The sequence below is a fragment of the Rhodococcus sp. 1163 genome (assembly GCF_002091985.1).
GTDB lineage: Bacteria > Actinomycetota > Actinomycetes > Mycobacteriales > Mycobacteriaceae > Rhodococcoides.
Map to the genome: position 1 here is coordinate 19,500 of NZ_MKKX01000007.1, position 12,271 is coordinate 31,770.

Genomic DNA, 12,271 nt, shown 5'->3' on the forward strand with positions numbered 1-12,271 from the left:
GGTATTCGTGGATGGCCCTTCGCCGGCGCGGTTCAGCGGCCCCGTGGAGGAGGACCGTCGGGGACCGAGTCACTCTGACCGCGCTTCACCAGGCTAAGACAAAATCATGAGGAAAGCCTCACGTTCGAGTGGACGTCCAACTGCTACCAGCGAGTACGGCCGCTGGAGGCCCTTTACCTACCGTTGAGGCAACTCGCCGGTAACAAACATCGGTGCTGGCACAGCCCGAATGAAAGCAGGCCGAACGTGAGGGAAACCTCAGATTTATCGTTACCTTTTCGTTATATGAGTCTCGTCACACAACATCCCCGCTAGCGCAGTCTCCGAGCTGTCGGTGACCCTGGGTAGCTTCTCGAAGTACATCGACCCATTCTCGAAGTACATAGACCCGGGGGGATTCATGTATTCATCGGTTACACATATATTTTCGCAGCGCGACCGCGAGGCTCTCACCGCCCATATCGCAACATGTGCGACACCAGCGAAGTCGCCCTACTGGAGTCCCGGATGGCCACAGGAGATCGAAGCTGCCCTACTCGACGCAGTCTTTTCCGCGCGGGCAACATACGGCGGCCCCGAGACCGGCGTGCGGCGCGTCGTCTCCCGTTGGCGCGAGTATCGGCAGTGCGAATCTCTGGACGATCCGACCGCGCTCGCCGCGTTCGTGAACAATCCCGAGGAACTCGCCGAGATCCTCGGGAACAGGCAGCGGGTGGCCGGCAACTCCACCACCAAAGCCGAGTGCGCCGCACGCATCGCGACGACATTGACCGGACTCGGCGTGGCACGTGCTGAAGATCTCGTCGATTCGGATGAACTTCGCGCTGCATTCACCGCCGTCCCCGGGGCCGGAAGGAAAACGTGGGAGTGCGCACTGTTCCTCGTGGGCGAGCGCACACCTAACTCGCTGCTGCAGGTGATCGCGTTCACCTCGGACGCGGTCGGCAGAACGCTCGACGGCGAGAGTGCCGAGATGCTTCTCGCCGTGACCGCAGAGAGCATGAACGTCGAACGTGCAGCGCTCGAGCATGCGGTGTGGCGCTATCAACGCCGTTTACCTCTCCCCCAGCGAGGGTCGCAGTTGAAGGCTGCCGGCTAACTGTCGGTGCGGACGTGGCCGCGCCCACTCTCGATCAGCGCGGCCACGCCGTCGAGGATGCAATCGACTCCGAACACGTACTCGTGCACCGGATCAGTCACTGCGCCATACGAAGTCGAGGCAGCGGTTCCCACGCGCGCCGACACCGGGTAGTCAGCGTGATTCATGACGCGCTCCAGGACGGGCGCCGTTGCGGCCCACCACTGTGCATCCGTCATTCCAGATTCCTGGCGAACCTTGTCGAATCGAGCGAGCGCGCGTGCGGTGCCCGCGACATGCGTCAGGACGAGAGTGAGGACCGAATCCATTTCGATGTCAGTGAGCCCGACGCCGTCGATGACGCTCAGCTCTGCCTCGTACTTGTCATTGGTGTGCGGGCCCAACACAGCACGCGCACCCTGCACATCGAGAATCCACGGGTGACGTTGGTAGAGAAGCCAATTGCGCTCCGCGACGAATCGAAGTCCATCACGCCAATTTTCGGTCGCCGAGGCGGGTTCGGCGACACTCGAATACAACGATGCCACAGCAGTGTCGATCATCAGATCGGCAAGTTCCTCGCGCCCCGGAACGTGCGTGTAGAGAGACATTGCACCGACGCCGAGTCGATCGGCGACACGTCGCATGGAAACAGCATCGATCCCGTCGGCGTCCGCGATCTCGATTGCGGCGTCGACGATCGCATCGATACTCAGACCGCTGCGACTCGGTTTCTCGTCCACTCGCCACAGCAGGCCGAGGGTACGCGCTGGATCGAAAACGGTTGCCTTCTTGCTCGCCACGCATCGGACAGTACGCTGTACGCCGAGCCGAGGATGCACCTGCGTTCGAGTCGGAATTCGGCGTTGTAGACTTGCACAGCACTCGCGCGAGTGGCGGAATTGGCAGACGCGCTGGATTTAGGTTCCAGTGTCTCAGGACGTGGGGGTTCAAGTCCCCCCTCGCGCACCACCATCAGTGACGACCCCCACCGAACTACCTGAGGTAGTAGATACTCGGGTACCGTCGGGGGGTGTCGAAAACCCACACTCAACGCCGCCCGGCGCTCATCGCTCTGGTGATCGTCTCGGCGCTCGGTTGCCTGGCCCTGGGCTGGTGGCAGTGGGAGCGTTTCGAATCTGCCGGCGGCAACGGCCAGAACCTGGGTTACGCATTCCAATGGCCTCTGTTCGCTGTATTCGTCGTCTACGCCTACCGCAAATTCGTACAGCTCGAAGACGAGGCCGACGCTCCGCAGGACGCCGAGAACGACGACGTCGTAGAACAGGTCGTGCGTGAAGTTCCCGCGGATCTGCTGCCCCAACGACCGGTGGCGCCGGTGGAGGACGACCTCGAGGATCCCGAGGCCCGCCAACTTCTCGAGTACAACAGCTATCTTGCGGAGCTCGATCGCTCCCGCGAGTCCGACAGGAGCACCAAGTGAGCACGGCACCACAGCAATCTGCATCAACCGAAAAGACGAAGAAGATTGCTTCCGCGCTCCTGCGCTACCGAATTCTCGCGTACACGACCGGTGTGTGGCTGCTTGTCCTTCTCGTCGAGATCGTTGCCAAGTACGGCTTCGGCAACGACAGCTTCGGCTGGATCGGTATCGTTCACGGATGGGTTTACGCGGTCTACCTGCTCTTCACCCTCGATTTGGCCATCAAGGTTCGTTGGCCGGCCGCCCGAACCGTTGGCACCCTACTCGCCGGCACAGTGCCGTTCCTCTCGTTCTTCGTAGAGCATTGGCGAACGACTCAGGTCAAGCGCGACTTCGGCGTCTGAGCAGTCAGCACCGAACTTCGGTGGGATCGGAACCGCGCAACGCGTTCGACACCACTTGCTGTGCAACAGGGTCGTAGGAGATTCCAGTGTGCTCGGTGACGTTGCCTGGGCACAGGTCTTGAAGCACGACGTTCGTGTTTCCTTCTCCGGTCAGCAATGACGCCTCATAGGGCACCACCTGGTCGTAGCGGGTCACGATGGTTGTGTAGTCCACTCCCTGAACAGTGTCACTCCCCTCGTTGAGACGCTGAAGAGCCTCGTCGGGGGGTGGGCCCGGGGTCGGATAGTTCGGCGGCGACAGCGCGACGATTCGAGCTACGGACTCCGCACCTCCGAGAAACCGGACGTAGTAGCGCGGTACGGTCCCACCTTTCGAATGCCCGACGATGGCGACCTTCTGCGCTCCCGTCGTGGTCCGGACGGTGTCGACGAACTGCCCCAGTTCGGCTGCACTGTCCTCGAGAGAACCCAGGCCGCCGAACGGAATCCCTTCGAGCGCTCCGTAATCGAGCGCAAAGACGCAGTAGCCTTCGGCTTTCAAGGCCGGCGCCATCGATGCCCAGTTGTCGTAGGAGTTCTCGAGGAACCCGTGGACGAGCACGACCGGTTCCGGGTGTTCGGCACTCGGGACACACGCGTAGTCGTTGGCACCCGAAGGGCTCGCACCCGGGTGTGCGATGGAGTACAGGGTCGCCTCGGCGAACGAGTTCTGCAGCGGGGACGCTGCTGCCGGAAGCGGTGCGGCAAGCATTCCAGCGGCCACCAGGACCGCGGCCATGACTGTTCGTTTCACCAGACCAGTCTCTACCCGGTAAGCGTCTCGAGTGCAGGAATCAGCAATGTCAACGCACGCCCTCGATGCGACGCGGCATCTTTCTCTTGCGGGCTCAGTTCCGCCGCCGATCTGCCGTCCCCTTCGGGAACGAATATCGGATCGTAGCCGAACCCGTTCTCACCCAACGGCTCTCGCGCGATGACGCCGCGCCATTCACCCCGGACGACGGCCTCGACGTCGCCGGGGACGACCAGCGCGCAGGCAGAGACGAAACCTGCGCCCCGCCGCTCGTCCGGTACGTCGCCCAGCTGCGCCAAAAGCAACGACGTGTTGGCGCCGTCGTCTCCGTGTACTCCGGACCATCGCGCCGACAGCACACCCGGCATACCGTTCAATGCGTCGACCTCGAGACCGGAATCATCTGCAACACAAGCGAGCCCGGTCGCAGCCGCGCCGTCGCGGGCTTTGGCGAGCGCATTTTCCTCGAACGTCGCACCGGTCTCGGGTGCCTCGGGAAACTCGGGCACCTCGTCCAATCCGACCAATTCGATTCCGAGGACCCCGGCGCTATCGAGCACCCGACGCAACTCATGTAACTTCTTGGCGTTGCGGCTCGCGACGAGAAGCTTGGTATCAGCCACCGAACTTCTTCTTCGGTGCGTCGACGGCAGGCTCGGGAAGCACGCCGGGGTACGGCTCGGCGAGGGCAGCCTGCTGCACCTCGAAAAGCTTCTCGATGCCCGCGAGAGCTGAGTCGAGCAGCTTGTCGAGAGTGGACCTCGGGAACGTAGCGCCCTCGCCGGTGCCCTGGACCTCGACGAGAGTACCGGTGTCGGTGGCCACGACATTCATGTCGACCTCGGCACGCGAATCTTCCTCGTAGGGCAGATCCAGCCGAACACGGCCGTCGACGACGCCGACGCTCACCGCTGCGATGGCACAGGAAATCGGCTGCGGGTCCGCGAGTCGACCGGCCGCACGCAGGTAGGTGACGGCGTCGGACAGTGCAACGAATGCGCCCGTGATGGCCGCGGTACGAGTGCCGCCGTCGGCCTGCAGTACGTCGCAGTCGATCGCGATGGTGTTCTCACCGATGGCGGCAAGATCGATGCAAGCGCGCAGCGACCGCCCGACGAGGCGGGATATCTCCTGAGTCCGCCCACCGACCTTGCCCTTGACGGACTCACGTCCGCTGCGGGTATGGGTTGCTGCGGGAAGCATCGCGTACTCGGCGGTGAGCCAACCGAGGCCCGAGCCTTTACGCCAGCGAGGAACACCCTCCTCGACACTCGCGGTGCACATGACCCGCGTGTTTCCGAACTCCACCAGCACCGATCCTGCCGGGTTGTCGGTGAATCCGCGGGTGATCTTGATGTTGCGGAGCTCGTCGTCCGCTCGGCCGTCTTCTCGTCTGGACACGGCAGCAATCTTAACCCTGGCCTAGACGGTGAAGACATCGCCCGGCAGGACGGCGTGCACCGGACCACTGAACTCGGCCTTCGCTTCCGCGATGACATCTTCCCGGGAAGTCCACGGCGGAATGTGAGTCAGCAACAGCTCACCCACGCCGGCCTCACGTGCCAGCTGCCCAGCCTCGGTCCCGGACAGGTGGATACCTTGCGGGCGGTCGGAGCGGTGCGTCCATGATGCTTCCGACAACAGCACGTCGGCACCGTGGGCGAGATCGCGGACTGCCTGACACATCCCCGTGTCCCCCGTGTACGCGAACAGCTTCCCCGCCCCTGTCGTGATCCGCATGCCGTACGACTCCGGCGGGTGATAGACCTGGCGGGTGTGCACGGTGAGCTGTCCGTGTTCGATGGTTCTGCCGTCCTGCCAGCGACGCAGATCGATCGTGTCGGACATGTCGTCGATCTGGCCACCGCATTCGGCAGAGGCGACGCCGAGCCGGAAAGCGGTGTCTTTCGGCCCGTATACGAGCGCGCGCCCCGCAGGCGGATTCGGGTGGTATCTGCGCCAGACCAGGAGCCCCGGCACGTCGAGGCAGTGATCTGCGTGTAGATGCGACAGGAACACACTGACGTCACCGGGATCTGCATACTTCTGCAGCGCACCGAGCACGCCGGGACCGAAGTCGAGTACGACAGGCGATGTTCCCGGTTCGTCGAGCAGGTAACCCGACGCGGGGGAATCAGGCCCTGACACACTCCCCGAACATCCCAGGACGGTAATTCGCATGTATGTCATGCTGCCACGTCGATGCCCGGCACCGAAACGTTCGACACGTTTTTACGAAGTCAACCACCCATGTGCGCGTTGTGGGGGTGTCGGCGGAGGGGCTCAGCCGAGAGATTTCTGCTTACGTGCCTCGCGGGCATCGGAGGACAGGACCCACGCCGCAAGGACTCCTCCGACGGCGCCGAAGAGGTGGCCTTGCCACGACACCCCAGGTGTACTCGGCAATACGCCCCACAGCGCGCCGCCGTAGATGACGAACACCACGACGCCGACGGCAAGTTGCCCCAAGTTTCTGGTGAAGATTCCCCGCGTCAGCAGATAGGCGATCCAACCGAAGATGAGAACCGAGGCGCCGATGTGGTTGGAGTTGCCGCCACCGATCAACCACGTACCGACACCCCCGACGACCCAGATGATGCCCGTGGCCATCAACCCACGCGCCAGACCGGACAGCAGAACGAGGAATCCGAGGATCAGAACCGGGAGGGTGTTCGCGATCAGGTGGGCCCAGTCGTCGTGCAGCACCGGCGCGAACAGAATTCCCCACAAACCGTCCACACTGCGCGGGTTGATCCCCGCCTGCTCGACGCGACTACCCGAGGCGACGTCGATGATCTCGATGACCCACAGCAGCACGACGAACGAGCCCATCAACATCGCGGCCTGCTGCCACAGTGGGCGTTTGGGTGCGGTAGCGGGAAGGTAAGGGTTCGTCGTCACAGAACTAGGCCTTTCGTCCAGCCCCGACATCCACGCGCCGAGGAGGTGGTCTGCCCTTCGAAGTCTACCGCTGTGGTCAGGGCGCAAAGGCCGACGGGAAAATCTGACGGTACGTCGCAATACCGGCAATCGAGGTCGCGTCGAGCAATGCACGCACGATGGCCCGCTCGACGACATCGGCCGCAACCGCGCACACTGCGGCAAGAACCGGCAGGTCGGAGGAGAACGCCTTGGGCATGGCAGTTTCCGTGACGACCTTCCTCGTGCCGGTCGACAGCGCGAAAATCGTGTCGCCGTCGAGTGGGGAGTGGGCAGGTCTGATCGCCCGTGCCAGGCCGTCGTGAGCGGCGACGGCCACCCGTTTGCACGACGCCGCCGTCAGATCGACATCGGTGCCTACGACGCCGATCGTCGTGTTGAGGGCGGTGCCCTTGGGTGCGAGTGCGTTGGCGTTCCACACCTCGTGCACGTCGGGTTTGCGCATCCGGTACGCACCGGGCCCTTCCGACCCGACTCCCCACGGAAGTCCGGTTCGGGGATCGAACACCGAACCGACCGGGTTGGTGACGATCAGTGCGCCGACGGTGACGCCGTCGGCAGGTCCTCCCTCGATGACGGTGCTCGCCGTGCCGACGCCGCCCTTGAGCACGCCCGCGCGGGCACCGACGCCCGCGCCCACCGAACCGGTCGCGAAATCGGCTCGAGCGGCGGCTGCTGCGCGATATCCGAAGTCGGCGGTCGGCCGGATGGACCAATCCCCTACCGGCAGATCGAAGATGACGGCCGCAGGAACGATCGGTACCACTTGGTCCGGGCTACCCATGGCAATTCCATGTCCGTGCTCTTCGAGCCACCGCATGACACCGTCGGCGGCGGCGAGTCCGTATGCGCTTCCACCGGTGAGGAGAACGGCATTGACCTGCTGCACCGAATGGCTCGGATCGAGCAGATCGGTTTCACGGGTGCCGGGACCACCTCCCCGGACGTCGACGGCGGCGACGGCGCCGCCGAGAGCGCGGATCACCGTGCATCCTGTGGCCGCGCCGTACCCGAGTTCGGCAGCCGGATCGATTTCATGGTGATGGCCCACCAGTAGGCCTGACACGTCGGTCAGTGCATCCTTCGGACCCGTCCCCAACAGGTACTCCTACGGAATGAGGACCTGGACGAGCGAATCCTGCATCCAGGTCAGCCAGTGGTACACGTCCAGATGGGGAGCTCGTGGATCCCCCTCGTCGAGAACCTCAGGGGTGTCTGCGTCGATACCCAGTGTAGTTCCGAGCGCCAACCTTACGTCGTTGAGACCCATCAGCCAGGACTCTGCCTGCGCGGGGGTCAGGACGACTTTTCCGCCGTTCGTAGGAATCGTGTCGAGCATGACTCGGCTTGCAGCGAGCTTGTCGTCGATGATCTCCGGCTCGTGCAATCCGCGAAGCGCACCGTTGAGGTTTGCGGTGTCGGAGTTCGAATCCGGGCGATGGAAGTCCGGCAGCAGCCGCGCGAGCGCTGCATCTTCGGGTGGACTACTGTGGCCGGTTCGTAGACCCGTCATCGCCGCCAGCTCGTCCGTCGGGGCATCGGCTTCTCGATCGCGGAGAAGACCGACTACCGACTCCACGAGCGACCTGAGCACAGTTGCTTCCCTGGCGTCCATATCCGAGCGGATCTTGACCCCGCTGAGTGAGTTCTTTCTGCTCCACATGCGCACTGCGCTCTTCTGCCCCGTCCTTGGATGCCGGCCTGCTGTCTCGAAGCCCGGATGTTGCTTGCTGCCTCTATTTGTCCTGTTGCCCCTACTTGTCCTGTTGCCCTACTTGTCCTGTTGCATGGTGGCCCACAAACCGGCCGCGTGCAGTTTGCGGACGTCGTTCTCCATCGCATCGCGCTCACCGCTGGAGACGACTGCCTTGCCTTCCGAATGAACCTGCATCATCAGGTCGGTGGCTTTCGCTTTGCTGTATCCGAACAGCTTCTGAAAAATGAAGGTGACGTAGTGCATGAGGTTGACCGGGTCGTCCCAGACGATGGTCACCCAGGGCACATCGTGTGCCTCGTCCCGTGCCACCACTTCTGTTTCCGCTGGTACCGCTTGGGGGGATGCCGCCGACGGTGAAATCGACGAGTTCGGTACCGCGACCGCTCTGCCCACGGTCGGTCGTGCCGTCGATGAAGCCATACCTCTCAGGGTACGACGAGAGAGCCGTAGTACACACCTTCGCCCCTACGCCTCGTACTGTTGTCTCTGTGACCGACGCCTCGATCTCCAAGCCGGACTTTTGCGACCATGAACGCAGTTCCGCGCTGATGACGGACCAGTACGAATTCACCATGCTCTCGGCCGCGCTCGCCGACGGTTCTGCGCACATACCGTGCAGTTTCGAGGTCTTCGCGCGGCGGCTGCCGAACGGCCGGCGTTACGGCGTCGTCGCCGGTACCGCCAGGTTCCTCGAGGCACTGACGCGATTCCGCTTCGGGCCTGCCGAGATCGAGGCGCTCGCCGCCTTCCTCCCGACCAAGACCCTCGAGTGGCTGGAGAATTATTCTTTCGGCGGGGACGTGGACGGCTACCTGGAGGGCGAGCTGTATTTTCCCGGCTCGCCGGTGCTGTCGGTACACGGAACCTTCGCCGAATGCGTCGTTCTGGAAACTCTTACCCTCTCGATTCTCAACCACGACAGCGCAATAGCGTCGGCGGCCGCACGCATGGCGAATTCTGCGGGTACGCGCCCGCTCATCGAGATGGGTTCGCGTCGCACGCATGAAGAAGCCGCAGTCGCGGCCTCTCGCGCCGCCTACATCGCCGGATTCACCGCGACGTCGAACCTCGAAGCAGTACGACGCCACGGTGTCCCCGGAGCCGGAACTTCGGCGCACGCCTTCACCCTCCTCTACACCGACGCCGATGGTCCGAACGAGAAAGCCGCCTTCGCCGCGCAGGTTCGCAGTCAGGGGGTCGGCACGACGCTGCTCGTCGACACCTACGACATCACTGCCGGTGTCGCCAATGCCGTCGAGGTCGCCGGTACCGGCCTGGGCGGAGTACGCATCGATTCCGGTGACCTCGGAGTGCTCGCCCGGCAGGTCCGTCGTCAACTCGACGACCTCGGTGCCACGGAAACGAAGATCGTCGTATCGGGTGACCTCGACGAGTATGCAATCGCCGCATTACGTGCCGAACCGGTGGACAGCTACGGCGTCGGAACCTCGCTGGTGACCGGATCGGGGGCGCCGACCGCGGGCATGGTCTACAAGTTGGTCACGGTCGACGGCCGTCCCGTCGCCAAACGCAGCAGCCACAAGGAGTCCCGCGGGGGCGCCAAGGCCGCGATCCGAACCACACGCGCCACTGGAACTGCGGTCGAAGAAATAGTGTATCCAGTGGGCAGCACGCCGGTGATCGACGACGGACTCGACGCCATCGAATTGTGTAAGCCCCTGGTACGCGGCGGTGTGCAAGAACCGTCGCTACCGGGACTGGGCGCTGCACGAGAACTGCTCGCACAGCGTCTCGTCAGTCTCCCCTGGGAAGGACTCAAACTTTCGCAGGGCGAACCTGCACTGTCGACGCGGTTCATCGCAGCCCCCGCCTGAACCGTCGCCCGCGGCGGTGGCCGGACGGTGTCGATGGCCATCCGGTCGGTGAGTGGCAGTAGTCTTCTGCGGTGCCGTCGAAGTCCGAGCTCCCCACAGTTCCCGCCCTACTGAAGGTCGCGGTGCACTCGCTGGGAGGTAAGGAACGCAGCAATCAGCTCACGATGGCATCGGCCGTCGCGCACTCGATCGACACCGGGGAGCACCTGGCCGTACAGGCTGGGACCGGGACCGGTAAATCGCTGGCGTACCTCGTACCGAGCATCAGACATGCTGTCGAGTCCGGGCGCACCGTCGTCGTCTCGACGGCAACCATCGCGTTGCAACGTCAGCTCGTGGACCGTGACCTCCCACGACTGGCGGATGCACTGAAGGATGCGATCGGTAGGCGGCCGAAGTTCGCAATACTCAAGGGCCGCAACAACTATCTGTGCATGAACAAGATTCACACCGGAGCATCCGAGGAGAAGCCCGACGCCGAACTCTTCGACGCGTTCGCCATCTCACGCCTCGGCCGTGAGGTCGTCCGGCTCACGCAGTGGTCTTCCGACACCGATACCGGCGACCGTGACGACGTCGTCCCCGGCGTCAGCGATCAGGCATGGCGGCAGGTCAGCGTCACCGCACGTGAATGCCTCGGCAAGTCTCGATGCCCCGTCGGCGAGGACTGCTTCGCCGAGCGCGCACGCACCGAAGCGTCCCAGGTGGACGTAGTGGTCACCAACCACGCACTGCTGGCCATCGATGCCATCACCGGAATCCAGATTCTTCCCGAGCACGACGTGGTGGTCATCGACGAAGCGCACGAACTCGTCGATCGAGTCACCGGCGTTGCAACTTCGGAACTGTCTGCCGCCACGGTCACCGCTGCTGCTCGCCGGTGCGGCAAGCTGATCGAAGAGGAGATCGTCGACGCACTCGACGGCGCGGCGGACAACTGGGCTGCCATTCTCGACAGCCTCCCACCCGGCCGATGGTCGGCCCTCCCGGACGGGGTGGGACCTGCACTGGCCTCCGTTCGAGACTCCGCCTGGGCCGTTCGTACCGCGATCGGTCCGCAGAAGCAGAGCATGGCAGCCTCGGACCCGGAAGCCGCCGCCGCGCGCAATGCGGCCCTCGTGGCCATCGACGAAGTCCACGACAGCGCGGTACGAGTGCTCACCGCCTTCGACGAACCGGACCCGGCCAAACGTAAGGACGTCGTCTGGCATGCAGTCGACGACTTCCGTGGGAACGTCAAACGCACCGTCCGAATAGCGCCACTGTCGGTCGGGGGTCTACTGCGCAGCCGACTCTTCGCCGAGTCGACCGTGGTGTTGACTTCGGCGACGCTGACTGTCGGTGGCTCGTTCGACGGTCTCGCCATCAATTGGGGTCTTCCGGCCGAGAATTCTGCACGCAGCGACACGGCCATGGCGTCGGGCGCACAGCCGCCGTCGGACACCGCGTCGATTCATTGGAATTCGCTCGACGTCGGATCCCCGTTCGATCACGCGAAGGCCGGCATTCTGTATGTGGCCAAACATCTTTCGCCTCCCGGCCGTGACGGACTGTCCACCGAGTACTTGGACGAGATAGAGGCATTGGTCAGTGCTGCCGGTGGCCGGACACTGGGTCTGTTCTCCTCGATGCGCGCGGCGAAGACTGCCGCCGAAGCGATGCGCGAGCGGCTGGACACACCGATCCTGTGCCAGGGTGACGACTCCACGGGCGCGTTGGTCACCAAGTTCGCCGAGGACGAGGCAACCTCGCTCTTCGGCACCCTGTCACTGTGGCAAGGAGTGGACGTTCCCGGTCCATCGCTCAGCCTGGTGATCCTGGATCGGATCCCGTTCCCCAGACCGGACGACCCGCTCCTGGTGGCTCGGCAACAGGCAGTGGAGTCCCGTGGCGGCAACGGCTTCCTCTCGGTCGCCGCCAATCATGCCGCGCTTCTGCTCGCACAGGGCGTCGGCCGGTTGCTGCGCAGCGTCGACGACAGAGGCGTCGTCGCCATGCTCGACCCCCGACTTGCGACGGCTCGCTACGGCGGCTACCTCAGGGCCTCGCTTCCCCCGTTCTGGGAGACGTCCGACCCTGAGGTAGTGCGCAAAGCCCTCACCCGCCTTTCCGGAAGGTAG

The 12,271-nt window shown here is 63.9% G+C and carries 14 protein-coding genes and 1 tRNA gene; 6 read left to right on the forward strand and 9 right to left on the reverse strand.

Features of this window, described 5'->3' with window-relative positions:
* Positions 1–400: 400 nt before the first annotated feature.
* A complete protein-coding gene (locus BJD99_RS01625; RefSeq protein ID WP_084345071.1) occupies positions 401–1,099 on the forward strand; it encodes a hypothetical protein in 699 nt (232 codons plus the stop codon).
* Here BJD99_RS01625 and BJD99_RS01630 read toward each other — a convergent pair.
* The gene (locus tag BJD99_RS01630) at positions 1,096–1,881 is read right to left on the reverse strand and encodes a TetR/AcrR family transcriptional regulator (protein ID WP_084345072.1); all 786 of its coding nucleotides are present in this window, start codon (positions 1,879–1,881) and stop codon (positions 1,096–1,098) included. The genes BJD99_RS01625 and BJD99_RS01630 overlap by 4 nt on opposite strands.
* A gap of 84 nt (positions 1,882–1,965) precedes the next feature.
* Here BJD99_RS01630 and BJD99_RS01635 point away from each other — a divergent pair.
* The 3 genes from BJD99_RS01635 (at position 1,966) to BJD99_RS01645 (ending at position 2,866) form a co-directional block, all read left to right on the forward strand.
* A tRNA-Leu gene (locus BJD99_RS01635) sits at positions 1,966–2,050 on the forward strand.
* 61 nt (positions 2,051–2,111) lie between these two features.
* The gene (locus BJD99_RS01640; protein WP_084345073.1) at positions 2,112–2,522 is read left to right on the forward strand and encodes a transcriptional regulator; all 411 of its coding nucleotides are present in this window, start codon (positions 2,112–2,114) and stop codon (positions 2,520–2,522) included.
* Entirely contained in the window at positions 2,519–2,866 is a 348-nt protein-coding gene (locus BJD99_RS01645) for a DUF3817 domain-containing protein (RefSeq protein WP_084345074.1), read from the forward strand. The genes BJD99_RS01640 and BJD99_RS01645 overlap by 4 nt, the downstream gene beginning before the upstream one ends.
* A 4-nt stretch (positions 2,867–2,870) precedes the next feature.
* Here the strand turns inward: BJD99_RS01645 and BJD99_RS01650 are convergent, their stop codons facing one another.
* The 8 genes from BJD99_RS01650 to clpS form a co-directional block, all read right to left on the reverse strand.
* Positions 2,871–3,659: a triacylglycerol lipase gene (locus tag BJD99_RS01650; RefSeq protein WP_256895314.1), complete on the reverse strand. Its 789-nt coding sequence runs from the start codon at positions 3,657–3,659 to the stop codon at positions 2,871–2,873.
* Positions 3,660–3,670: 11 nt separating this feature from the next.
* On the reverse strand, positions 3,671–4,282 hold the full coding sequence (gene rdgB, locus BJD99_RS01655) for an RdgB/HAM1 family non-canonical purine NTP pyrophosphatase (RefSeq protein ID WP_084345075.1): 612 nt from the start codon (positions 4,280–4,282) through the stop codon (positions 3,671–3,673).
* A complete protein-coding gene (gene rph / locus BJD99_RS01660; RefSeq protein WP_084345076.1) occupies positions 4,275–5,060 on the reverse strand; it encodes a ribonuclease PH in 786 nt (261 codons plus the stop codon). The genes rdgB and rph overlap by 8 nt, the downstream gene beginning before the upstream one ends.
* 21 nt (positions 5,061–5,081) lie before the next feature.
* Positions 5,082–5,840 carry a cyclic nucleotide-degrading phosphodiesterase gene (locus BJD99_RS01665; protein ID WP_179142142.1) on the reverse strand — a complete coding sequence of 253 codons (759 nt, stop codon included), beginning with the start codon at positions 5,838–5,840 and terminating at the stop codon, positions 5,082–5,084.
* A 102-nt stretch (positions 5,841–5,942) separates the two neighbouring features.
* Positions 5,943–6,590, reverse strand: a complete 648-nt coding sequence (locus BJD99_RS01670) for a rhomboid family intramembrane serine protease (protein ID WP_179142143.1) — start codon at positions 6,588–6,590, stop codon at positions 5,943–5,945.
* Between the two features lie 46 nt (positions 6,591–6,636).
* The gene (locus BJD99_RS01675; RefSeq protein WP_084345078.1) at positions 6,637–7,701 is read right to left on the reverse strand and encodes a P1 family peptidase; all 1,065 of its coding nucleotides are present in this window, start codon (positions 7,699–7,701) and stop codon (positions 6,637–6,639) included.
* Between the two features lie 6 nt (positions 7,702–7,707).
* A complete protein-coding gene (locus BJD99_RS01680) occupies positions 7,708–8,268 on the reverse strand; it encodes a DUF2017 domain-containing protein (RefSeq protein WP_084345079.1) in 561 nt (186 codons plus the stop codon).
* 102 nt (positions 8,269–8,370) lie between these two features.
* Positions 8,371–8,736, reverse strand: coding sequence for an ATP-dependent Clp protease adapter ClpS (gene clpS, locus BJD99_RS01685; protein WP_256895315.1), 366 nt, complete (start codon positions 8,734–8,736; stop codon positions 8,371–8,373).
* Between the two features lie 128 nt (positions 8,737–8,864).
* On the opposite strand from clpS, the gene BJD99_RS01690 reads away from it, so the two are divergent.
* Both BJD99_RS01690 and BJD99_RS01695 read left to right on the forward strand, forming a co-directional pair.
* On the forward strand, positions 8,865–10,151 hold the full coding sequence (locus BJD99_RS01690; protein WP_256895327.1) for a nicotinate phosphoribosyltransferase: 1,287 nt from the start codon (positions 8,865–8,867) through the stop codon (positions 10,149–10,151).
* A gap of 71 nt (positions 10,152–10,222) precedes the next feature.
* Positions 10,223–12,271, forward strand: a complete 2,049-nt coding sequence (locus BJD99_RS01695) for an ATP-dependent DNA helicase (RefSeq protein WP_084345081.1) — start codon at positions 10,223–10,225, stop codon at positions 12,269–12,271.